This window comes from Parabacteroides sp. PFB2-10, from assembly GCF_029893085.1.
Taxonomy (GTDB): Bacteria; Bacteroidota; Bacteroidia; order Bacteroidales; family Tannerellaceae; genus QVMG01.
Genome location: NZ_JARXWI010000002.1, coordinates 130,991 through 155,358, shown reverse-complemented (window position 1 = coordinate 155,358; position 24,368 = coordinate 130,991). Strand labels below are relative to the sequence as shown.

The following is a 24,368-nucleotide window of genomic DNA, read 5'->3' as shown; positions in this document are numbered from 1 at the left end:
CGATCAAAGTAGTAATAGAAATGATTAGAAATAGGTGTTCACCGCAAATTCAAACTGATCCATAAATATCTTCTTGAAAGCGGAAATATTATTTTGCTCATAAAAAAGAAGCATTGCTTTTTTATAATCTACCGAATCCACCGAACGGAAAGATATCGGACAATAGCTATTAGCCACTAAAATAGCATTGCTGGTAATACGGGCAGTACGCTTATTCCCATCTGCAAATGCTTGTATATAGGAGAGTAATAGCAACGTCAAAAGAGCTTTTTCAAAAACGCTTTCTTTATTATTTATTAAATTACAAGTGGCAAGAAGTGACTCACGTATTTGAAATTCATTGTCTAACGGACGATAATTAGTCCCTGTGATACCAACACGGCGACGACGTATATTTCGTTCAACTCCCAATTCCTTAATGAGAAGACTATGTATATCCTCTATTTTTTGAACAGATAAATGCATTAAATAATCCGGGTGATCCAAAATAAAGTCAAATGCCTCTTTGTGATTAAGCAGCATGATAGCTTCTTCTTTTGTTTTCCCACTGGCCGTTTGCTTCTCCTTAAGCAAGCGCTCAGTTTCTAATAGGGAGTAGGTATTGCCTTCAATCTGAGAAGATTTCCAGCTCAAATCAACACCCAATCGTTCCATTTCTTTGCGGTACTCTATGGGAGTCATATCAGAAATATTGTGTTCAAATTTCTTCTGTAAAGACATTAAAAGTTTTTCTTCTTCCGACGTAAACAGACGTACAGCAGGGAGGATATCACCGATTAAATCAAAATTAAATTCGGATTGGATTTGACGCTCATCCACTTCTTTCAGGAAATAAGTATCTAAATCAAGAGGCATAGTAACATGAGCTTGTGGCGATAGTTTATAGCGGGTAGATGGTCCCCGCCCCACTACTTCAACATCCCCTTTTGCCACTGCGCTTGCTAACAGGCGTTTTATTGTTGCCGCACTCGCTGTTGCCTGAATCCCATCCATCAATTCCGTTCTGGATGACAATGGATGAAAATGTAAATATTGCAATATTTCTACCTCAAGAGTCATTGTCAGTTATGTTTATCGGCTCAAATATATGTATTTATAGCCAAATATCGGTTCTTCGTGAGCCGATATTTGGCTATTTTAGATAAGATTTGAGCCAATAAGACTATCCTCAGTCCTTTTAAAATGGACACCCCTGTAAAAGTATTAGACAAAAAAAGCGCGGATACAACTATCCGCGCCTCTTATATGAAAGGTTTACCTATTCTTAGAATACGTATGCCGCGCGCACGGCAATCAAAGCCTGGTCGAAGTCTTTTATGATATGATACTTCACTTCAAGGCCTACCGTGATGTTTTGCGTGGCATAGACCTCGGCACCCAGACCAACATTCACGCCAAAACGATTTTCATTTCCATTGCCTTGAAAGAATTCTTCAAACCTCCCGAGATCAGCCTTCCAAAGAGATAAGGAAAGTCCTGCCAAAGGATAAAAGCCAAACATATCGCTTAGCTGCACCAGGTAATGAGCATTCACATCAAAATTCCACGCGCTCAGATTGTTATTCTTCACAAAGTGAGTAATGGAAGGCGCGATGCGCACTTCGTCCGTGATGGAATAACGATAATCAATACCTAAGGAAACATGTTCGCTATCGAACCCATACCCTACATTCGCGCCTACCGACGATTGCCCTTTCTCGGTCTGGGCAAAAACACTTGCGCTAACTAACATAAAAACCAATACCATCCATTTTTTCATACCTAAACCTTTTTAGTAAATAATAATATGTTATTTAATCTCTTTCACCTTCAAACGGTCGCCTGCCGAACGCACGATGCTGCGATAATACTCTTCATCGTAGCCCGGGAAATCGGGATAAGCCGAAAGACCATGGCCATTATCAAGGAATTTACCGTCTTTTTCTTTCTTTACATTGCCGTCGATGTATTTCACCACTAAGTATTCGCCCAGTTTCTTCCAACGCTCGGTGGCATTGTCGGCCGTAGTTGTGCTAAACCAGGTCAGGAACAACCGGGCTTGCATCGGATCTTTCGCATACAGTTCCTTCGCTGCCTGATCGATGGCCGGAAGGGCGGTTTCGAAATTATCTTCCAGTTCGCGCTGCACCTTACGGATATCTTCAATCATAAAACTATACTTATGATACGCCATATTAGCCACCCAGTTGTGGATCCAGAAAGCGGAAGTCCAGGAGAAGTTCATCATATCGCCGTTGCCCACACGGTAGCACTCCGGCGAATCCAGGATGCCGCAATAGAGCGGAGCGAATACCGCCATATCCGCATCGTCTACCCCAAACCACAGGATGCCACCGATCGCATCGGGCAACCAGTTGCGCATCTGGGGAACAATCACAAAGCCTGTCTGCTGTGTAGCAATAGCGCGTTCGTTCACGTATGTTTCGCCATCTACGGTGAAGTTCATCGGACGCCAACGGTAAGGCACCTTATAAGGACCGGCTCCGGCATCCTTTGTCATATCCAGGTCTGTTCCTTCGTAATGATCGCGCATGCCATCCTGCACATCGCGTACGGAAAGCTTACGGTCGGGCTTGATATAAAGAGGCATCGGCTCTTTTGTCGGATCGCCTTTCACAAAGTCCGCGTACTTATCCATCGTTTTATCGTATTTGCGGAAGAAAGACCATACGCGTGCCTCACAACCACGCAATCCGCTGAAATCATACGGATTATAGGCTTTCGCAAAGCTGAAATCCTTATCATTTCCTTTAAAATATCCCTTCTCACGCGCCAGAGATACCACATCCGGTGCGTAGAGACAGTTTTCTTTATCGTCGAAAGGAATTTGTTGAATACGTGCCTGATTGGCATGGGCCGAGATGCAATCGTCCGGAATGCGGATAGCCACCCATACGGCACCTTTCTTTCCCGGGCCTTTCCCGATCAGTTCCATCACCCAGGCTTCGTTCTTATCGGCAATTGAGAAGCTTTCTCCGCTGCTGCAATAGCCATAGTCACGCACCAGACCGGTCATCACCTCGATGGCTTCGCGTGCCGTCTTGGAACGTTGCAGAGCAATATAGATCAGGCTACCGTAGTCGATCAGGCCGGTAGGATCCACCAGTTCTCCTCTTCCACCCCAGGTGCTCTCCGTAATGGCCACCTGGTATTCATTCATATTTCCAATCACCGAATAGGTCTGTTCCACCTGAGGGATCTCTCCCAACGGCTTACCCGTATCCCACTCAGTCACTTTCAGCATACTGCCTTTAGGCCATACGGCTGCCGGCCAGCGATAAAGTTCTCCATACAGGGAGTGCGAGTCGGCTGAATAGCTGATCATCACCGATCCGTCTACCGAAGCCTTTTTGCCGACCAATAGTCCGGTACACGCTTCTGTTTTCACACTTGCGAATAAAAGGATTAACAGCGTAATCCCACATGTTGTCCATTTCTTTTTCATAATATATAACGTTTAAGCAAATAAAAGCATAAATACTCCTGCCCCACAAAGATAACCTAATAATGCTAAACCGATGAAGCGTTTGAGATAAAAGTAAAAACAAATCGCCGCTCAAAAAGTTTTTTGTAAAAAAATCTAAAGAAGAGGTAAACTATTGTAGATCTCAGGATTTGTCTTTATATTTGTACTTTCATAGTTAAGGTTTTGGTTAAATGTAGAGGGGGTGACTTGTGAAAGCCGTCCCTTCATTTTTTTATATACTATAGAGATAAGCTATCTCCTCTTTCCACAAAGACTCATCCGGCGTTTCAAGTATAATCGGCAGATCATCAAAGCGTTCGTCACGCATAATAAATGTAAAGAAGTCGTTCCCCATCACCCCTTTCCCAATACTGTCATGCCGATCGACATGCGTATTAAACTCCTTCTTGGAATCATTCAGGTGTATACCCATCAGGTACTTAAATCCTACCACTTCATCCAGCTTCCGGAACGTATCTTCAAACGCCTCCTTCGTCCTGATCTCGTAGCCGGCGGCCAGGGTGTGAGCTGTATCAATACACACACCAATCCGGCTTTTGTCTTCTACTTTGTCGATAATATAGGCCAAGTGCTCGAATGTGTACCCGAGGTTCGATCCCTGTCCCGCCGTATTTTCGATCACGGCGGCCACGCCTTCGGTCTGATCCAATGCCCAGTTGACTGACTCGGCTATCCGCGTCAGGCACGCCTCCTCACTTATCTGCTTGAGATGGCTACCCGGATGAAAGTTCAGACGGTCGAGCCCCAACTGTTCACACCGTTGCATCTCATCCAAAAAGGCCTCACGTGACTTCTGCAATCCCTCCTGCTCGGGATGCCCAAGATTGATCAGGTAGCTGTCGTGCGGCAGGATATGTTTGGCCTGAAAGCCATATTGCTCACAACGTTCCCGGAACAGCTTTATACTCTTCTTACTCAAAGGAAATGATTTCCATTGCCGTTGATTACGCGTAAACAGGGCAAAAGCCTTCGCCCCGATCTCGTGTGCATTCACCGGAGCATTCTCTACGCCCCCTGAAGCACTGACATGTGCACCGATATACTTCATTTCTCAATTTTTTTTACTTGAATTTGAAGGTCTAAAAATAAGAACTTCTTTTAGCATTAAACAATTTGAATTCCTATTCTGTTCTACTTACAAAGGAACAAATTTAATTAAAATCAATCTGGCTATGATAAGTATATGTTTGAGTGTGTTATTAACGTTGTCAACAACAAGTGAAATAATAAATAAAAATCAAGAAGTTATGAAATTTGAATTAATTCAATTACCGTATGAAGCCGATGCATTGGCTCCTGTTATCAGTAAAGAAACAATAGAGTTCCATCACGGGAAGCATCTGAACGCTTATGTGACTAAGCTGAATGAACTTATCCCGGGAACCAAGTTTGAAAACGCATCGTTGGTAGAGATTGTGAAAGGTTCCGACGGAGCCATCTTCAACAACGCAGGACAAGTATTGAATCATGAGTTATATTTCACCCAATTTTCGCCCCAGGGCGGTGGCAAACCTTCCGGAAGATTAGCCGATGCTATTCAGAAAGAATGGGGTTCGTTTGAAGAATTCCAGAAGAAGTTCGAAGCAGAAGGTGTTGCTCAGTTCGGTTCGGGTTGGGTATGGTTGGCTGCGGATAAAGACGGCAAACTGTCAATCGTAAAAGAAGCAAACGCAGGTAACCCGGTAACGAAGGACCTCAAACCTTTATTAGGTTTCGACGTTTGGGAACACGCTTATTATCTGGATTTCCAGAATCGCCGTGTCGATCACCTGAAAGATCTCTGGAAGATTGTCGACTGGAAGAAGGTAGAAGAAAGATACTAAGTGATTCTATGTAAGTTAATGTTAAGTTTTGTTGGGCTGAGCGGAAACGTTCAGCCCTTTTTTTTATTTATTTGCCCAATGCGTAATCGGAAAGGTTCACCTCAATCTCCGAAATGTTAAAATATCGATTGTAAGTAAAACGACCATTTTACTTACAATCTCATACGTTAAAAAGTGTTTCTCCCGGGAGTTTGCCAAAATACTCCCGCCTTTTTACGCGCAAAGTCCTGCCGAAGTTTCAAATCGTAAATTGGAGGTTTCTCCGAAAATAGACATATTAACATTTGTTCACATGAACATATATTAGTTAAATGAGTTAAGTAAAGCGTAAAACAATCGGAGATCGCCTCCTCCGAAGTTACCAAATGGTAATTTTCCTTCCCGGTATTGTCCGTACCTTTGCATCCTGAAAAAATAGAAAATTTGGAAGTATGCAAAGAGACAGTATTGATTTTGGGAGTATGAAGGTGGGGACATTGTTTCGCAAACAACTGGTACCTACTGTTCTGGGGATGGTATTCTCTGCACTTTTCATTATTACCGACGGAATATTTGTCGGAAGAGGTATCGGAAGCGATGCCCTGGCGGCGGTTAATATCGCGGCGCCGCTGTTTGTGTTTGCAGCGGGTGTAGGCCTGATGTTTGGTATGGGAGGGGCGATTGTGGCTTCGATCAACCTGTCGCGCAATAAAGAAAAGGTGGCTAATATCAACGCGACACAGGCTACGCTGGTCTCCCTATTGGTGATGTTGTCGGTATCTCTTCTTGTGATCGCGTTTCCGGCACAAACGGCACGCCTATTGGGTGCGCCAGATGATCTGATCCTGCTGGCGCGGGAATACCTGATCGCTTATGCGGCCTTTGCTGTGTTTCAGACTTTATTGTCGGTATTGACCTTTTTTGTGCGTATCGACGGACCCAATGTGGCGATGTGGTGCATGACCACCTCTACGGTCATCAATATCGTGCTCGACTACCTCTTTATATTCGTATTCAAATGGGGACTGACAGGAGCAGCTGTGGCTACCGGTATTGGCGAAGTGGTCGGGGTAGCAATGATGGTGATCTTCCTGTTGCGTTATTCACCGCGCATCAAACTGGGAAAACTGAAACTCAGTCGCAAAAGCCTGCTGCTGACTGTTCGCAACAGCGGATACATTGTTCGTTTGGGATTCTCTGCCTTTCTCGGCGAAGCGGCCATAGCCGTGATGATGCTTGCCGGCAACTATGTTTTTGTGCGCTATCTGGGCACAAACGGTGTGGCGGCATTCAGTATCGTCTGCTACTTCTTCCCTATTATCTTTATGGTATTCAATGCGGTGATCCAGTCGGCACAACCTATCATCAGCTATAACTATGGTTGCGAAGCCTACGAGCGTTCGCGACAGGCGTTGAAACTGGCTATCTGGACAACGGTTGGATTGGCTCTTTTTTTCGATTTTGTCTTCACCCTGTTCCGCGAACCGATTGTTTCGCTCTTTATCAGCGACCATACCAACCTCGCCTGGCAAATTGCCGTCGATGGCATTCCTTTCTTTGCGACCGGTTACCTTTTCTTTGGCATTAATGTCGTCGCGGTCGGTTATCTGATGAGCGTAGAGAAAACAGGAAAGGCTACCTTTTACACGCTGCTGCGGGGTATTGTTTTGCCTGTCGCATGCTTTTTTGCATTACCTTTGTGGCTGGATGTAAAAGGTATCTGGCTGGCGGTTGCCGTAGCTGAAGGCATTACCACCTGCATCATATTGTCAGGCCTTTTCGTCCGTAAAGGACAACCAAGTGCAAACGTTTATAAAGTCAATACATGATATTTATCCGCTTCCTGAAGACGATCTGAACCGGTTGTTTGAAGTAGGCAAAGAGGTCTTTATACCCAAGCGAACGATTCTTATCCGCAAAGGAGAGGTGAATCGTTCGCTTTATCTGTTAAAGAGCGGTATTGTGCGAGGCTATATCCGGGAGGGGAATCGCGAATCGACCATCTGGTATGCCGCTCCCGGCGAAGCGGTCTATTCTTCCTGGGGATTCACCAAAGGACTGCGGTCGCAGATCTACATTGCCACCTCTTCCGATTGCGAAGCACTGCACTTCCACAAAGAGGAAATCGAAGAGCTTGCTCTCTCCTCCCAGGCGCTCTCGATATGGGTGCGAAAACTGTTCGAACACCTATTGCTCACGACCGATCAATGGTTGATTGAATTGATTCAGCCATTGGCTTCCAGGCGATATGAAGCATTAATCAACAAATCGCCCGAACTGCTCCAGGCCATTCCATTAAAAGAGCTGGCCAGCTTCTTGGGCATTACGCCTCAGTCGCTCAGCCGGATCCGCGCCGAAAAGGGAAAAGAGAAAGAGGATTGATTTATCCCAAGCTCACTGCTTTCGTCCGGTTCTTCACGTGTTTGTGCAATCGATGGCTTATAACCCTTGAGCGGATAATCTGGTAACGATAAATAATACATGCCGTAAGGAAATAAATCCCTGTTTGCAGCCAGAGCACCTGATATTCATGCGTCACTTCCGAGAGGGTAGCCCCGGCAGTATTGATCCGAACAAAGCCCTGTATGGCCGGAGTCGACGGGAAGATATAACCGACAGCTTGCCAGAAAGGAGGAATCATCTCTTTCGGCCAGGAAACACCCGAGAGGAAAAGCAGAATGACTGAAGTGAATACAAATATCAGCATCGGCGATTCACGCGATACCATAAAGCCCGACAGCGTCATCGACAGGAATATGCAGGCAAACAGATAAGGCAACAGGAACAGTAATACCGTCCAGGGATGTCCCACCTGAGGCAAGCCGAACAGGCGCGGAACAATGGCAAAGATCCACACACTAACAATGCCATAAAGCACAATATAAGTCAACGCTTTCCCAAATACAATACGCAATGTCCCTTCATAATGCCTGTTCAAAGGCACCAGACTGCGGAAACGGTTCTTCTCACGGGCTGTTCCTCCCAGCATACAAATACCCAGAATCAGGGTTTGCTGAATAACCAATACCAGAATGGCAGGCACTAAGAAACTGGCGAAGCCGCTTTGGGTATTGAACATCGTGATCGCTTCGTAGGGGATAGGATCGACCGTGATCCGTTGCAGTTCGTCGGTCGACTGGGGATGATTGTGCGCAGTCCACTCTCTGCCCAGATCCAGCGACACCTCTGTAGCCGAAAGCAAAAAGGACTTATAGAAAAGCAGCGAACTCATATCGCTATAGAGAGACACCCGTGCCTGTCGGCCGGCATGCATTTCTTGGCTGAATTCGGGCGGGAAAGCAAGTATCCCGTAGGCTTTCTTCTCATCCAACATACGCTTTGCCTCCTCCATATCCGCCATTACGCCGACTACTTCCACATCGGCCGTCGCATTGACACGGCGGATAAACTCGCGACTCAGGTAGGTATCACTCTGATCGACCACGACCAATTTGGCCTCGCGCACGACTTCCGGATTATATATCAACGCATAAAGAACAGGATAGGCCAGCGGAACCAGAAAGAAAAAGATCATGACTCCCGAGTCACGGAAGACATGTTTCAGTTCTTCTATCCAGATATAAAAGGTATCCTGGATTCCCTGTTTGATCTTATTAGCTAAGCGGTGTTCTTGTTTCATCTCTTTTTTGTTTAAGGCACATACTTGAAGTGAAGCAAGGCCTCTTTCAGATTTTTACTGATCAGTACCGGCAGTATCAGAAAAGCTGCCAGCCATACATAGTGTGACCAACTGAATATCAGATCGCGTCCATTCAATGCCTGGTCGATATAAATAAGGAAATAGTGGCGAAGCGGGAAGAGCCTGGCCAATGCCTGTACCGAAGGATACATGGCTTGCACCGGGAATGAAAAGCCGACAACGGAAAACGCCAGCATACCAAACAGACTGGCAAAGCTTAATCCCAGACGCAAAGTGGGCAACACGCCTATCATAAAGACACCGACTGCCTGAGAAGCCAGAACTAATAGGAACATGGCTCCTATCATAGGCCCCCAACCACTATTCAACGGAAACGCATTAAAGCCATAAAGCACCGCTAACATAGCCAAACCTACCACCGTAAAGACCACCGTTTGCGGCAATAATTTACCCAAAAGGCTTGCAGAAAGGGAGTTTCTTCCCGTACGAAGCCATTCGCGTGAGGTGGAGAACTTAATCTCCGTACCGATACTATAGACCGTAATCAGGAAGATCATCAACTGCAATATGCCCGGTATCAGGGTATTATTGAGGTAAACCGAATAGTTCAGCCAGGGATTTCCTATGGCATGCGTATCGACAACGATCGGTTGCAGCTGCCCCATGATCTGTTCGGTCGTCAGTCCCTTGGCGGTTCCCGTCTGCAAGCCTACCGAAGCTCCTGCCAATACCGACATGGTCTTCATGTCTCTGAACAATAGGGATGCAGCAATAAGGTATGTGCCGTTGGTATAGAAAGAGAGCGTCGGCTGCTTACCTGTAGTCGCCTCCACCGAAAAATCGGCCGGTATATGAAAGATACCATAGACATTTCCCTTTTGCATCTCCGTACGGGCTTCCGTAAATGAAGCGGTAGTCATCACCACCTTCGTTTGCTCAAGCGCATTCAACTGACGGATCAGGTTACGGGAGGTCGCCGAATTATCCAGATCGACCACCGCAATAGGCAAATCGGTTGGCAATCCCTCCTGCATCAACGAGAGAAGAAACACCACACTGATAGCCGGAGCCAACAGCATACAGAACAGATAAAGAGGCTTATTCAATAACCGCTTTACCTCCCGCCTGGCCACCTCCCCGACAGATCCTATCCATTGCTTGAACGTCATAGTATCTCCGTGCCTTTTTTCTTCATAATAACCGACATACCCGGACGCAATCCTTCCACTTTTTCCAATGGACGGGCACGCACCTCGAATGTCTTTGAATCGTATTGCCCGGTTGTTTTGGTTGCTTTCCAGGCGGCATACGACCCCATATCCTTCATATAATAGACCTTTACACGAACCGGTTTGTCGTCTAACGCAGGGATAAACGCATTCATTTCCGAACCGATCTGTATATTTTTCAATAACTCTTCGCGCACACTGAAGGTGACCCAAAGATCATTCAGGTCGACAATATTCATAATCGGTGCTCCCGTACCGACCAGTTCGCCCACCTGCGGAAAGCGCTCGGCCACCTCACCATCGATCGGAGAAAGCAACGTGCTTTCGCCTATATAAGACTCCACCTCAGCAATAGCGCCTTCAGCCTGCCGCACCAAGGCTTCCGCAGCCGCTTTATCTTCCTGGCGGGCGCCCTCTTTGGCCATCTCGTATTGGGAACGAGCCGCCTTTTCGGTCGCAACCATCGCATGATAATTGGCGGCAGCCTCATCACGCTTCTGCGCCGACATCACGCCTTTATCGTATAGATTCTGCACACGTTCGTATGATTTCTTCGCAATATCCAAGCCTGCAATCGCCTTTTGCCACAACTCGTAAGCACCGGTTATCTCTTGTACACGGGCACCTTTCACCGCTTTATTACTCTGCGCCAGGGCTGCTGCACGCGCCGCTTCGGCCTGAAGCAGTTTGGCCTCTACCTCCGGGGTGTTCAGAAACACCAGCGTATCGCCGGCACGCACCTGATCACCTTCACCAACCCGGTAAGCATCAATCCGCCCGGGCACCTTACCGGATATACGCACCTGTGTGGCTTCCGCCTGCCCCATAATCACGTCATCGGGAGGTGTCAACAGGAAAAAACCGGCTAAAGCCACCAAAGCCACCACAACCAGTACGGCGATAAAGGCCAACATCATATTGCTCATTGAAAATTTCTTATTCATATCTTTTTAATTGATAATTGGTAATTGATAATTGATATTCTTCATTCCCCCAGCTTCCCCATCGTCTTAGCCAGATATACCTCGGTCAGTTTCACCTCTATCTGTGCATCTATCAGGCCGGAACGTGCCTGTACCCAGGCTGTTTGTGCCTCCATCAGGTTGAGAGCCGGTATAACACCCTCGTCAAATCCGTCATTGGCATGACGCAGGTTTTCTTCCGCCATCTCCATATTCCGGTTGGAAGCGATCAGTTTCTTCTTGGCTTCATTGGTTTGATAAAGCGATTGGTTCACCTGCAACTCTATCTTCTCACGCGCCTCTTCGTATTGTAAGCGTTGTATATTGGTCTCCGCCCGCGCCGCATTCCGCTTATGACTGCCTTCCCACCATCCGCTTAAAGGGATCTGAAGGGTCACCCCCACATGGAATCCTCCGGCAAAATCGTTCTTAAAACCGTTGCGGACGTTAGGATTGGTCACCATATAATTGCCCACTAAGGCCATCTGCGGCAACATATCCGCCAGGACTATATTTTCTTTCTTTTCGTATATACGTGTAGCCAGATCTAAGCTTTTCAACTCATTGCGATTCACAAATGCCTCATTGACATCAACAAGTACGGTTTGCTCTGTAACCGGGTATTGCTCCAACGACTCATCTGCTAATGCCAACGGTTCTTCGAGTGGCAGTCCGCATATCTGCGCCAGCAGCATACGGGAAAGAGCCAGTCCGTTATCCACCTTTGTCTGTGCCATCTCCGCCTCGTTCAGTTTCACCCGTACCGACAATCCATCCGATGGAGTGGCTACCCCCTCTGTTATCATCGCCTGCACATCGCTGTCCATCTTCTTCAATAGATCGACATAAGCGTCTGCCAGTTTCTTTTTATGAACTAAGGAGATCACCTGCCAATAGGTCTCATCCGTTTGATAAATAACCTCCTGCAGTTGCAGGTCGTTCATCGATTCCGCCAATTGACGGGCATACGACGTGATCTGATTATAAGAAACAATCTTACCTCCCATAAAAACTGGTTGCACCAAAGAGACACTACCGACCCAGACGTTCTGAATATCCAGATGAAAGACATCGGTTATGCCGGATGGTATAAGCGCCTCCAACGCACCCAGTTTGCCAAAATCAAATAGATTGATGTCGTGTTGATTCCATAAATAGGCTCCGGTAGCCGATACCTGCGGGAAATACTTCGTACGGGCAGCATTCCGTTCCTCGCCGGCCTGTTTTACTTTCTCGCCGGATATCCGCAGTTCTTTATTGTTTTCAATAGCTAATTGGCGACATTCTTCAAGCGTGAATACCTTTTGTGCTGAAATATTTCCAATCAAACCTAAACACATTGCCACTAATACAAACCTTCTTTTCATTCTATTATATATTAACCATATCCTTTTATTGAAACAAAGAACAAAATGGGTTTGTTTAATTATTTCAACTAAGATTCAAACCCTGGGGCAAAGATACAGCCGGTCGGTATAACAGGATTCGTCTGTTACACGACAATAGTAGACGTTTTGAAGGTAGGATGGGAATTAATTATCCAGCGTAAAAGATTTGCGGCCGATGTGGTTGCCGTCAGCAAATATATCGACTTGATACGTTCCGGGAGACAGGAATTCTTCGATATCCCAATACAGGGTCACCTGTGTCTCTTCTCCGGCGTATTCGATGATCCGCTTCATGGAGTAGTTGATGTGTTTGCCCTCAAACTCAAAGGTATCGCCACGGCTCTTTACCAACACATCGTCGTCGGGTTTCATGATGCGCACAAAGATCGTTTTCTCACCGACAGGCGCCGTGATGTTTTTGGTAATAAGGAAAGAGACAACAAACTGTTCCATCTGTTTGATCTTCTTAACCGTCTTTCCTTTTTTGTTTACGGGGTTGATCTGGATATTGGTGGCATCCAGTTTGCTGGCAAGGGTCACCCGTTCCGCCAACTGCTCTTTTTCTTTCTGTAGGTTGGCTGCCTGGGTGGTCGCCTGACGATAGCGGGTGGTTACTTTTTTGTTTTCTTCTTTCAGCTTCGTATTCTCGGTGTTCAACGAGTCGATCTGCGCCACGTATGTGCGCATGATGCTGCGAAGCGTTTCCAGTTGTTTCTTCAATTCGTTGATGCGGCGGGTATCCGTAGCGCGCACTGTGCGCAACTCTTCCTGCAACCGTTTTACCTTTTCCTGCTCCGTAGCAAGCTGGGCAGCTAACGAATCGTTATTGAATTCAAACTTTATATTCTCGTAGGTCAGAGAGATCTCATTATATTCATCGGCCAGCATCTCCTTGTCCAGTTCATAGCCCTCGACAAGTTCTTTCATCTGGCTTTGCTGATGAAATATATAATAGGCAGCACCTCCGATGATTAAGACCAGAACAATGATAGCGACGATTAGTAGTGAAAGCTTATTGATCTCTTTGTTTTCTTTCTTTTCTGTACTCATAACGGAATTCATAAATACCATACAAAAGTACAATTTAATCGATTGGCACGAAAGAATTGACACCTTTTATACATTTATTAACCAATAAACGCCGTATATTCGTAGCAAGAATGACGTTTTGCTCATTGTGTGTTTCACTTATCTAATTTTATGCAGCCATGAAAAAAATATGTATTGCCCTTTGCATCAGCCTTCTTCTTTTCAATTCGAAAACGATTGCTCAGGAAACCCCTGATGTGTACACCTATATTATCGGAGACTTTATGATCAGTCTGTTGTCGGAGTCGCAACGCGAAGCCAACACCGGCATCCTGGTTGGCGCGACGGAGGAGATGATCGCAACCTGCGCACCACAAGGCACTTTCCCCAATGCGATGAATGCCTTCCTGGTTCAAACGCCGGAACATAATATCCTGTTTGATACCGGTCTCGGACAGAAGCTTTTCGCCAACCTGGAAAGCCTTGGTATAACCGCCGAAGAGGTGGATGCCGTATGCATCACCCACATGCATGGCGACCACATTGGCGGTATGCTGCAATATGAAAAGGTGATGTTTCCCAACGCAGATATCTACCTGCCCCAACCGGAATATGACTACTGGATGAGTATGGAAGCTAAACAGGCGCATCAGGTGATCGAGGCCTATAAAGACCGGCTGAAACTATTCGCTCCCCAAGCGTTAGACACACCAGCGGAGCCACTGCTCCCGGGCGTTCAGGGTATAGCTGCCTATGGACATACACCGGGACATACCCTTTTTCTGCTCGATTCCGATGGCGAACAACTCCTGATCTGGGCCGACCTGACCCATGCCATGGCGCTTCAAATGCCCTACCCGGAGGTAGCCGTCACCTACGACGTCAACCCGACAGATGCCATCGCTTCCCGCCAGGCGGTTCTGCGTTATGTGGCGGAAAAGAAAATTCCTATTGCCGGTATGCATATCGCCTACCCGGGCATGGGTAAAGTAGAAAAACATGCCACCGGCGGGTATCGCTTTATTCCTTTTAAATAAAAAACGGCTCATCAGGGCTTCAAACTCCTTCAAGTCATTTTGACATATTGTAAGCAAAATCCCCCTTTTGCTTTACAATATGATACGTTAAAAAATGTTTCTCCCGGGAGTTTGTGAAAAAAGTCCTGGGATTTCGGAAATAAAGTCCCGCGATTTTGACAATATGATATTTTCAACTCTGTCTTTTTATCGCGTATAGCTGCTTCATGCTATTAGGCTAATTCAGATTTTTTTTCCTACTTTTGCATCGTCAAATTAAATAGATCTACAATATGCAAGAAAGAGTAGTTATTCTTGATTTTGGTTCACAAACGACTCAGTTGATCGGCCGTCGGGTACGAGAATTGAATATGTATTGTGAAATTGTTCCGTACAATAAGTTTCCGTTCGATAATGCGGAAGGTGTAGTAGGAGTTATCCTTTCGGGTAGCCCCTATTCTGTTTATGACGAGAACGCGTTCAAGCCAGATCTTAGCCAGATCCGAGGTAAATATCCGGTGCTGGGTATCTGTTATGGTGCTCAATACATCGCCTACACATCGGGTGGGAAAGTCGAACCTGTTCATACAAGAGAATATGGCCGAGCTAACCTGGCCACTTTGGAGAAACACGATCCTCTATTAAAAGGTATAGATTCCGGCTCACAGATATGGATGTCACATGGAGATACCATCACCTCTCTTCCGGAGAATTTCCGCATCATAGCCAGCACCGGCGATGTAAATGCGGCCGCCTATTATGTGGAAGGAGAAAAAACCTGGGGTGTTCAGTTTCACCCTGAAGTGTATCATACGACCGACGGCGTAAAACTGTTGGATAACTTCCTCAACATCTGCGGAGCTCCCAAGAGCTGGAGTCCGGCCTCCTTTATCGAATCGACTGTTGCCGATCTGAAAAAGCAACTGGGCGACGACAAAGTGATATTGGCGCTCTCAGGAGGAGTCGATTCGTCGGTAACCGCTGTGTTATTGAATAAGGCAATCGGAAAGAACCTGACCTGTATATTTGTGGATCACGGGCTGCTCCGCAAGAATGAATTCGAAAATGTATTGCGCGACTACGAACATTTAGGATTGAATGTAATCGGCGTTGATGCGAAAAATAAATTCTATGAAAAGCTAGCCGGTGTGACCGATCCGGAACAGAAAAGAAAAATCATCGGCAAAGGATTCATTGATGTATTCGATGAAGAAGCCCATAAGCTGAAAGATATAAAATGGCTGGGGCAAGGAACGATCTATCCGGATGTAATCGAATCCTTATCGATTACCGGAACAGTGATCAAGAGCCACCACAACGTAGGTGGGCTTCCTGAGAAAATGAATCTGAAGTTGGTAGAACCTCTGCGTCTGTTATTCAAAGACGAAGTACGCCGCGTAGGGATTGAATTAGGCATGCAGCCTCACCTGATCAAACGTCATCCGTTCCCGGGACCGGGTCTGGGTATCCGGATCCTGAGTGATATTACCCCGGAAAAAGTACGTGTATTGCAGGATGCCGACGACATCTACGTTTCTTTATTGCGCGAATGGGGATTGTACGACAAAGTATGGCAGGCAGGTGCTATTCTACTCCCTATCCGTTCGGTAGGGGTGATGGGCGATGAACGCACATACGAAAATACCATCGCGTTGCGTGCCGTAACATCAACCGATGCAATGACCGCAGACTGGGCTCAATTGCCTTATGAATTTCTGGCAAAAGTGTCCAACGAGATTATCAATAAGGTGAAAGGAGTGAATCGTGTGGTTTATGATATTAGCTCTAAACCACCGGCAACAATCGAGTGGGAATAATCTTTTTTTAATAACAAGAAGGGGGTTTTAATGCAAATAAGCATCAAAACCCCCTTTTTTATGAAAAAAATATTTCAAAAAAATTGGTTATTCTAATCAATATTATATATTTGCTGTCGAATTAAACTTTTTAATTAACAACAACTTTATTATGGGTAGAGTAAAAGGATCTAGAATGTCCGACGAAGCTAAAGCTGCTATGCGGGCAAAACGCGCTGCAAATAAATTAGGAAAACAGTCAGCGTTCAACTTAGTAGCAACAAACCTAAAACTTCTTGAATTTGAAGAATTAGAAAATGCAATTGCATTAGCATTGCGTTACAAAAAAGAGAGAGTAGGAGAAGTGGAACTTCGTTTGATCAAAGAAAAAGAAGAGATTGAACAAAAGTTGATGCGTCTGAAAGATATGGATAAATAATTTCAGCCAGAACGTAAGAAAAAGAGAAGGCTATTTCAAGATATTGAGATAGCCTTTTTTTATTGATTAATCAGTTGAATCGTATGACAGGCGACCAAGGCTGCCGTTTCCGTGCGCAGGCGGCTTTCTCCTAAGGAGATAGGGCGGAAGCCATTTTGCAGAGCCAAAGCGATCTCTTCCGGGCTAAAATCGCCTTCCGGGCCGATCAGTATCAGTGCATTCTCCCCCGGAGGACAGGCCTGTTTCAATATAGTTTTATCGTCTTCTTCGCAGTGGGCTATGAATTTGAGTCCCTCCCAGGGTTGTTCTACAAAGGCTTTAAACGGAGTCATACCGACAATCTCCGGCATCCAGGCCTTTTGGGATTGCTTCATAGCGCTTACGGCTATCTTATACAAGCGCTCCGTCTTGATCTCTTTGCGTTCGGAATGGCGGCATAACAGGCAGGTCACCCGGTCGATCCCTATCTCTGTCGACTTCTCCATAAACCACTCTATCCGATCCATATTCTTAGTGGGTGCGACAGCAATATGCAGCCGAACCGGAGAAAAGGGAGTGGGACGTGTTACTTCCTGCACCTCCACATAACATCGCTTCCCTTGTATATCACTGATCTTCGCGTTATAGAACGAACCTTTTCCATCTGTAATATGGAGCTTATCACCTATTTGTGCGCGAAGTACCCGCAACAGATGGCCGGCTTCCTCCGCAGGAAGCTCATTGTTCTGGGCAATATCCGGCGCGTAAAACAATGGCATATTTTTTCTTTTTTATCCTAACATCATACCTACCATTGTCGCAGAAAGGACAGAGACCAACGCGCCTCCTATCATTGCCGGAACGCCAAAGCGGGCAATCAGCCCCTTTTTCTCCGGCGCCAACACCCCCATACCGCCCAACAGGATACCGATAGAGGAGATATTAGCAAATCCACACAATATGTAGGTCGACATAATAATTGATTTCTCATAAATAAAGACCCCGGCATCTTTCCATTGCTGCATCTGTGCATAGGCGACAAATTCATTCAAGATCGTTTTCTGTCCCAGCAAGGATCCTACCGTCGCTATATCGGGTGTCGGCACACCAATCAGCCACATCAAGGGAGCCAGGATAATTCCAATTACAAACTGAAAAGTGAAGCCTTTCGACCGTCCGTCGGTTATCTCCACAATCCAATCATTCAGTCCGGTGTATCGCCCGATCACATCGCTCAAAAGATAATTCGCCAACGCAACAAGCGAAATAAAAACAAGCAACATAGCCGCGATATTCGTCATCAGCTTCACGCCGGTTACCGTTCCCGAAGAGATGGCATCTAATACGGTTGCCTTCTTTCCCTCCTTTTCTACGGCGACCAGATGATCGACCGCCTCTTCCGTTTGCGGACAAAGCATCTTGGCCACCACGATAGCGCCGGGAGCTGCCATCACGGAAGCCGACAATAAATGTTTGGCAAACAGGATGCGCGACATCGGATCATCGCCCGCCAGCATACCGATGTAGGTACCCATTACGGAGCCTGCAATCGTGCCCATGCCGGAAACCATGACAAGAAATATTTCCGATTTATTCATGGCCGGTAGGTAATTCTTTACCAAAACAGGCGATTCGGTCATGCCCATAAAGATATTACCGGAGACAACCAGCCCTTCCGCACCCGATATATTCATAAACTTACGCAAGAACCAGGAAAAAGCCCCGACCACTTTCTGAATGATTCCCCAGTGATAAAACATAGAAACCAGCGCAGAGAAGAAGATAACAATTGGCAAAGAGTGGATCAGAAAGCTAAAGCCATTGGCTTTGGAGGCGTAAGGCCCCAATAGAAAGTTGATTCCTTCCTGGGTGAAATCCATCAATTTGATAAATATTTTCCCGAGACTTTCAAACAAGGTGCCGACAAAGGGTACATAGAGCACAGCCAGCGCAAACACCAATTGCATGCACAACCCACCGCCAACCAGCTTCCAATCGATCTTTCTCCGGTCGGTACTCATCAGAAAACATACGGCAACAATGACTGCAATCCCCAACAATCCCCTCAACAAGGATACCCATCCAAAGCTAAATGGTTCTTCCATCATAATTCATTCTTTTCTTGTTCGCGATGATGCAATTCATCTTTTAATACTTTAGCCAGTTCATAGTTTTCCTTTTCTATGGCCTCTTGAAGGCGTTCCCGGATTGTTTCCGTATCGGCAAGTGCCAACCAGCTATCCAAGTCCTCCTCATTGGCGAACTGGGAGGGGTCGAGTTCGGATATAATCTCACCAATATCGCCCAAATCATCCAGATCATCCAGATCCTCTTCTTCCCCTTCTTCTGCAGATAGATCATCTTCTTCCAATACGACTCCGCAGGCTTTCACAACCTCTTCGGTCGTATAAATCAGACAATCCACCCGCAAAGCGATCGCAATCGCATCCGATGTGCGTGAGTCTATCCTCACTTCCCGTTCGTTATCAGCAAATACCAATTCGGAATAGAATACCCCGTCTTCAAATTTATAGATAAACACCTCCCGCAACTGTATCCCGTACGAGCGCATAAACGCCACAAACAGATCATGCGTCAACGGGCGTGGCGGAATAATATGCTCTAACGCAATAGCGATCGCCTGTGCCTCGGCCGTTCCGACAATGATGGGAATACGGCGGGGACCATCCTCTTCCGCCAGGATCAATGCATAGGCGCTGGATTGGATCTGACTGTTTGTTAATCCCTGAACACGTAATTGAACTCGATTATCCACAAATATCCTTTTTTTAGTAAGAAACAAAAGTACGATTATAATTGGGAATTATAAAGAAATGCTTCAACTTGCTCAAAGGGAGCATCTTTCAACAATACGACTTTGTTTTTATCCAACAGATAAAGACAAGGAATCGCCTTCAGATCATAGATCTCTTCATTTTTCAATTTCACCTCCTTGTCGTACGACAAAATCCAGTCGCCCGGCATTTCTTCCAGATGTTCTTTCCATGCCTGCAGATCTTCATCGGGATAAACGGCCAGGATTTTTACTTTTTTCTCCGCCATAAGCCCCTTAATCACGGTGGATTGCTGAAGCTCCCGCGTTGTTTCCCGGCAAGCATCGCAGTCCGGATTGTAAAAATAAAGAATAAGGCGTTCTGCCGACACGCCATAGAGTTTTCCCTTTTTCCCATCCGGCAGGGTATAGGCAAAGTCCGTTGCGGACTCTCCCAGGCGGTTTTTCAGCGCCAACTTCAATAGATGAGCCGGGCGTATCTTTTCGTCTTCGCCCAACAAAGGCGATTCAACTATGGTCTCCAACACGATGATATACAACTCTTCATTGCGCATCATCGAATTGGGATCGTATAGATAATGCTCATACAGGTCGGTAAAATAGGCATACATTTTAGGCTCTGCTTCCGCCTTTTTCAACATCTTCTTTATAGCCGGGGAAACCTTTTCCGGATGGGCGTAAGGCAAAAAGCCTAAGAAGTTGGAAAAGGCCTGCTCCGTCACCTCCGGATAATGTATATAGGTAGTATCCGTAAAATCAAACTTATCCCAATAATGATCGATCAAATAATCGGCTCGTTCCGTCTTATCTACAATAAGCGTAGGGACATCTACCATTTCAAAAACCGGTTTTTCCCCCTTTTCAGCGTTTACATTCTCTTTTGTTTTATTGTTACATGCCGTAAGAACAACCAAACAGATAAGGATATTGAACCATTTCATAGTGTTGTATTCTAAATCATTTTCTGTACAAATATAAAACATAAACTCGAAAACCACCGGACAAATGCCAGGTATGTTACAAAGACATATTAAAAGCCGCCCGATAGCGAGAGGAATCCACTGCCTATTTTCACACGCCCAACTCTCGAAATGTTAAAAACTCGATTGTAAGCAAAACACCCATTTTACTTACAAATCCATACGTTAAAAAGTGTTTCTCCCGGGAGTTTGCAAAAATACTCCCACGTTTTTGCGCGCAAAGTCCCGCCGAAATTACAAATCGTAAATTGGAGGTTTCGTCAAAAATGGATATATTAACATTTGTTCACATCGCTTCGTGGCATGGAAAACAAATTCCTATCTCCTCCCCTTTTCACTTTATTTGATATCAAACAGATAGAATAGAAGAGTCGTTTTTTAGGAGAAGAAGATGAATTAACCTATTTTAAGGCACATACAGACCAGCATGTAACCTATCGCAAGATTTATGTAACAAAACGATGGTGGTTGGATATGCTTACTCTCTATTTTTGCTCAATCATTTTTTTAGAGTAAAAACAAACATTATTTCATTATGAGAAATTCACTACTATTTTTTCTTTTCGTTTTTTTGTCATCCACTTTTGTTCCGACAATACAGGGACAAACAACCACCCTTGATTTCGAATCGGGTAATATTGATGGATGGACCCCGGTGAATATCGGCGAAGGGATCGATATTACACAGGAAGATAAACATGGCGGAAAATACGCCTTGAAAATGGTCAACGGAACAGGCACCGATGCCTGGAGCGTGCAGGTGGCAGCTCCGGCGGTCAAACTGACTTCCAGAAACACCTATAAGGTTTCTTTCTGGGTTCGCGCTGTCGGTGGCGGTGGTAAAGGGCGTATATCAACGCGCAGTAAAAATCAGTTGGGCGGTCAGTATTGGCCTGATTTTACTGTTTCGAATGAGTGGCAGCAGATCGAGTATAAAGATCTTACAGCTGGTGGCAATTCGGTGGAACTGGTGTTCGATATGGGTTACGTTGCCGGAAAAACATATTATATCGACGACATTGTTATCGAAGAAACATCCACTATAAAATCGGAGAACGAGCATGTCCGTATGAATTTAACGGTAAACGGTACCTCCCGTTCGATGCTGGTATATGAACCCCTCGATCTTCCGGAAAACCGTCCACTGCTTGTTGCTTTCACCGGCATGAATATGGATGCAAACGGCATGCTCGACGGAGGCAAATTTTGGATGGTTGCCGACACAGCAAAATTTGTTGTAGTCTATCCCGAACCACCCGCGAGTTCCTGGGATCAGACAGGCGATTCCGACCTGAATTTCTTCTCGGCTATTATCGACGATATGTACGCCCGATATAAAATCGACAAAAAACGGGTCTATATTACCGGCTTCTCCTGGGGTGGCAATTTCTGCTATCGCATCGCCAACAATATGGCAGATAAAGTGGCTGCCATGGCTCCTATCATGGGACATTCCTGGGGTCCCAATCCGAATATAGCCCAAAGCTCTCATCCGATGCCAATCCACCAGATAACCGGCAGGTATGACGATGTATTCAAGCCTGAGTATGTGCCAGCGATACTGGATAAATGGATTGAATGGAATAATTGCGCGACGCCTCCTGTCGTGACCAATCCTTATCCGGTTGGAAGTACGACCAGCACGGTGGAGAAAAAGTTCTGGGTGAATGAGGCTACCGGGGTTGAAATGATCCAACTCACAACACCTAACGGCCATTCCGTTCCCTACGACCCAAAACAGATCATGGCGAACCTGGAAATATGGAATTTCTGCAAACGATATTCACTCGACGGAAAGATCGGTGATGGAACTTCCAATGCAGGAATCAAGAAACCGGAAGCGATTGCCTTGTCGGAAGAGTATTACAACCTGACCGGACAAAGAATGCCCAACCCGGAAACCACCCAGCAGAAAGGCCCGTTCATCGTAAAAGTTAATATGTCGGACGGCACAAGCCAGTCGAAGAAAATCGTTCGGTAAAACAGGAGATTGGTTATTTACATTTTCATATAGGTAAGCAGGGGAAGAAATCAAAGAAATCACTACCTTTGTGGCTTGATTTAAAACGACAAAGAGTGAATTCTATGAGCGACATGATAATAAACAGTGAAGAAGAGAAGAAAAGCTTGAATTTCATTGAAGCTATTGTTGAGAAAGACCTGGCGGAAGGTAAGAACGACGGAAGGATACAGACCCGTTTCCCGCCGGAACCAAACGGCTATCTGCATATCGGTCACGCGAAGGCCATCTGTATGGACTTCGGGATTGCTGAAGACTATAACGGGAAATGCAAACTCCGTTTCGACGATACCAATCCGGTCAAAGAGGATGTAGAGTATGTGGATTCCATTATGGAAGACATCAAATGGCTTGGTTTCCAATGGGACGAGGTGGTTTATGCATCTGACTATTTCCAGCAGTTGTTTGACTTCGCTGTTGAACTGATTAAACAGGGAAAGGCCTATATAGATGAACAAAGCGCCGAAGTGATCGCTCAGCAGAAGGGCTCCCCTACCCAACCGGGAACGGAAAGTCCCTATCGCAATCGTCCGGTAGAGGAAAACCTCGATCTGTTTATGCGTATGCAGGCTGGTGAGTTCGAAGAGGGTAGCATGATCCTGCGTGCCAAGATCGATATGGCCTCTTCCAATATGCACTTCCGCGACCCGATCATGTACCGCATCATTAAAACACCGCATCACCGTACGGGCAGCGAGTGGAAAGTATACCCGATGTATGACTTTGCCCACGGACAAAGCGACTATTTCGAAGGGGTGACTCATTCGTTGTGTACCCTGGAGTTCGAGGTGCATCGTCCCTTATACGATTATTTCATTGATCTATTACAACAAGATAATAACTACCGCCCACGACAGATTGAATTCAATCGCCTGAACCTCACCTATACGGTGATGAGCAAGCGCAAACTATTGCAATTGGTCAAAGAGGGATTAGTGAATGGATGGGACGACCCCCGCATGCCGACTATCTGCGGTTTCCGTCGTCGCGGCTATACCCCGCAGTCGATCCGCAACTTCGTGAAGAAGATCGGTTATACCAAATATGACGGCATCATCGATGTGGCTCTGTTGGAACATGCCATCCGCGAAGACCTGAATGCCACGGCGCCCCGCGTGTCGGCGGTGATCGATCCGGTCAAGCTTATTATCACCAACTATCCGGAAGGGCAGGTGGAAATGATGGAAGCCATAAACAACCCGGAGGATCCGGAAGCCGGAACGCATGAAATAGCCTTCAGCCGTGAACTCTATATCGAACGGGAAGACTTTATGGAAGAGGCTCCGAAGAAATTCTTCCGTATGACGCCCGACAAAGAGGTGCGTCTGAAAGGTGCCTATATCGTGAAGTGTACGGGCTGCAAGAAGAACGAAGCCGGCGAGATCGAAGAGATCTATGCCGAATACGATCCGAACACGAAAAGCGGTATGCCCGATAGCGGCCGCAAGGTGAAAGGAACGCTCCATTGGGTATCTGTCGAACACAGCCTACCGGCAGAGGTGCGCCTGTATGACCGCCTGTTTATGGTGGAGAATCCTTCGGAAGAGAAAGACAGGGACTTCAAGGAGCTGTTGAATCCTGACTCGTTGCAGGTATTGACCAACTGCCGTGTGGAAGCGGAGCTGAAAAAGGCGAAACCCTATGATAACTTCCAGTTCCAACGCATCGGATACTTCAACCTGGATCCCGACAGCCGGGAAGACCGATTGGTATTCAACCGGACTGTTTCCCTGAAAGACAGCTGGAGCAAAGTAAAAGACAAAGCATAATTTATTTTACGGACTGA

21 protein-coding genes are annotated in these 24,368 nt (G+C 46.1%); 8 read left to right on the top strand and 13 right to left on the bottom strand.

The window, feature by feature from the left end:
* Positions 1-24: 24 nt before the first annotated feature.
* From M2137_RS02485 to nfo, 4 genes are all read right to left on the bottom strand, one after another.
* The gene (locus M2137_RS02485) at positions 25-1,059 is read right to left on the bottom strand and encodes a Fic family protein (protein WP_280764882.1); all 1,035 of its coding nucleotides are present in this window, start codon (positions 1,057-1,059) and stop codon (positions 25-27) included.
* 205 nt (positions 1,060-1,264) lie between these two features.
* Positions 1,265-1,759, bottom strand: a complete 495-nt coding sequence (locus M2137_RS02480) for a porin family protein (RefSeq protein WP_280764881.1) — start codon at positions 1,757-1,759, stop codon at positions 1,265-1,267.
* 30 nt (positions 1,760-1,789) lie between these two features.
* Complete coding sequence (locus M2137_RS02475) at positions 1,790-3,445, bottom strand: C69 family dipeptidase (protein WP_280764880.1); 1,656 nt, start codon at positions 3,443-3,445, stop codon at positions 1,790-1,792.
* 253 nt (positions 3,446-3,698) lie between these two features.
* The gene (gene nfo, locus M2137_RS02470) at positions 3,699-4,535 is read right to left on the bottom strand and encodes a deoxyribonuclease IV (protein WP_280764879.1); all 837 of its coding nucleotides are present in this window, start codon (positions 4,533-4,535) and stop codon (positions 3,699-3,701) included.
* Between the two features lie 199 nt (positions 4,536-4,734).
* On the opposite strand from nfo, the gene M2137_RS02465 reads away from it, so the two are divergent.
* From M2137_RS02465 to M2137_RS02455, 3 genes are all read left to right on the top strand, one after another.
* Positions 4,735-5,310: a superoxide dismutase gene (locus tag M2137_RS02465; protein ID WP_280764878.1), complete on the top strand. Its 576-nt coding sequence runs from the start codon at positions 4,735-4,737 to the stop codon at positions 5,308-5,310.
* A 431-nt stretch (positions 5,311-5,741) separates the two neighbouring features.
* Complete coding sequence (locus M2137_RS02460; RefSeq protein WP_280764877.1) at positions 5,742-7,118, top strand: MATE family efflux transporter; 1,377 nt, start codon at positions 5,742-5,744, stop codon at positions 7,116-7,118.
* A complete protein-coding gene (locus tag M2137_RS02455; RefSeq protein ID WP_280764876.1) occupies positions 7,090-7,671 on the top strand; it encodes a Crp/Fnr family transcriptional regulator in 582 nt (193 codons plus the stop codon). Before M2137_RS02460 ends, M2137_RS02455 begins: the two co-directional genes overlap by 29 nt.
* Before the next feature lies 1 nt (position 7,672).
* Here the strand turns inward: M2137_RS02455 and M2137_RS02450 are convergent, their stop codons facing one another.
* The 5 genes from M2137_RS02450 to M2137_RS02430 form a co-directional block, all read right to left on the bottom strand.
* Positions 7,673-8,929: an ABC transporter permease gene (locus tag M2137_RS02450; RefSeq protein WP_280764875.1), complete on the bottom strand. Its 1,257-nt coding sequence runs from the start codon at positions 8,927-8,929 to the stop codon at positions 7,673-7,675.
* Between the two features lie 11 nt (positions 8,930-8,940).
* On the bottom strand, positions 8,941-10,119 hold the full coding sequence (locus M2137_RS02445; protein ID WP_280764874.1) for an ABC transporter permease: 1,179 nt from the start codon (positions 10,117-10,119) through the stop codon (positions 8,941-8,943).
* Complete coding sequence (locus M2137_RS02440) at positions 10,116-11,123, bottom strand: efflux RND transporter periplasmic adaptor subunit (protein WP_280764873.1); 1,008 nt, start codon at positions 11,121-11,123, stop codon at positions 10,116-10,118. The genes M2137_RS02445 and M2137_RS02440 overlap by 4 nt, the downstream gene beginning before the upstream one ends.
* Positions 11,124-11,164: 41 nt before the next feature.
* Positions 11,165-12,508 (bottom strand): TolC family protein, encoded by a 1,344-nt coding sequence (locus M2137_RS02435; RefSeq protein ID WP_280764872.1) that lies wholly within the window; start codon positions 12,506-12,508, stop codon positions 11,165-11,167.
* 165 nt (positions 12,509-12,673) lie between these two features.
* The gene (locus M2137_RS02430) at positions 12,674-13,579 is read right to left on the bottom strand and encodes a hypothetical protein (protein WP_280764871.1); all 906 of its coding nucleotides are present in this window, start codon (positions 13,577-13,579) and stop codon (positions 12,674-12,676) included.
* A gap of 158 nt (positions 13,580-13,737) precedes the next feature.
* Here M2137_RS02430 and M2137_RS02425 point away from each other — a divergent pair, with 158 nt between their 5' ends.
* The 3 genes from M2137_RS02425 to M2137_RS02415 all read left to right on the top strand — a co-directional run bounded on the left by M2137_RS02425 (position 13,738) and on the right by M2137_RS02415 (position 16,809).
* Positions 13,738-14,595 carry an MBL fold metallo-hydrolase gene (locus M2137_RS02425; protein WP_280764870.1) on the top strand — a complete coding sequence of 286 codons (858 nt, stop codon included), beginning with the start codon at positions 13,738-13,740 and terminating at the stop codon, positions 14,593-14,595.
* A gap of 272 nt (positions 14,596-14,867) precedes the next feature.
* Positions 14,868-16,391, top strand: coding sequence for a glutamine-hydrolyzing GMP synthase (gene guaA, locus M2137_RS02420; protein WP_280764869.1), 1,524 nt, complete (start codon positions 14,868-14,870; stop codon positions 16,389-16,391).
* A gap of 151 nt (positions 16,392-16,542) precedes the next feature.
* Positions 16,543-16,809 carry a hypothetical protein gene (locus M2137_RS02415; RefSeq protein ID WP_280764868.1) on the top strand — a complete coding sequence of 89 codons (267 nt, stop codon included), beginning with the start codon at positions 16,543-16,545 and terminating at the stop codon, positions 16,807-16,809.
* A 59-nt stretch (positions 16,810-16,868) separates the two neighbouring features.
* Here the strand turns inward: M2137_RS02415 and M2137_RS02410 are convergent, their stop codons facing one another.
* The 4 genes from M2137_RS02410 to M2137_RS02395 are packed head-to-tail and all read right to left on the bottom strand — an operon-like array spanning position 16,869 to position 20,523.
* Positions 16,869-17,567 carry a 16S rRNA (uracil(1498)-N(3))-methyltransferase gene (locus tag M2137_RS02410; protein WP_280764867.1) on the bottom strand — a complete coding sequence of 233 codons (699 nt, stop codon included), beginning with the start codon at positions 17,565-17,567 and terminating at the stop codon, positions 16,869-16,871.
* 12 nt (positions 17,568-17,579) lie between these two features.
* A complete protein-coding gene (locus M2137_RS02405) occupies positions 17,580-18,896 on the bottom strand; it encodes a nucleoside transporter C-terminal domain-containing protein (protein WP_280764866.1) in 1,317 nt (438 codons plus the stop codon).
* Entirely contained in the window at positions 18,893-19,564 is a 672-nt protein-coding gene (locus M2137_RS02400) for a bifunctional nuclease family protein (protein WP_280764865.1), read from the bottom strand. Before M2137_RS02400 ends, M2137_RS02405 begins: the two co-directional genes overlap by 4 nt.
* Before the next feature lie 35 nt (positions 19,565-19,599).
* Positions 19,600-20,523 (bottom strand): DUF5106 domain-containing protein, encoded by a 924-nt coding sequence (locus tag M2137_RS02395; RefSeq protein WP_280764864.1) that lies wholly within the window; start codon positions 20,521-20,523, stop codon positions 19,600-19,602.
* A gap of 574 nt (positions 20,524-21,097) precedes the next feature.
* Between M2137_RS02395 and M2137_RS02390 the strand changes: the two genes are divergently transcribed.
* Together M2137_RS02390 and M2137_RS02385 are read left to right on the top strand one after the other, a co-directional pair.
* Positions 21,098-22,543 carry a carbohydrate binding domain-containing protein gene (locus M2137_RS02390; protein ID WP_280764863.1) on the top strand — a complete coding sequence of 482 codons (1,446 nt, stop codon included), beginning with the start codon at positions 21,098-21,100 and terminating at the stop codon, positions 22,541-22,543.
* A gap of 104 nt (positions 22,544-22,647) precedes the next feature.
* The gene (locus M2137_RS02385; RefSeq protein ID WP_280764862.1) at positions 22,648-24,351 is read left to right on the top strand and encodes a glutamine--tRNA ligase/YqeY domain fusion protein; all 1,704 of its coding nucleotides are present in this window, start codon (positions 22,648-22,650) and stop codon (positions 24,349-24,351) included.
* Positions 24,352-24,368: the final 17 nt, after the last annotated feature.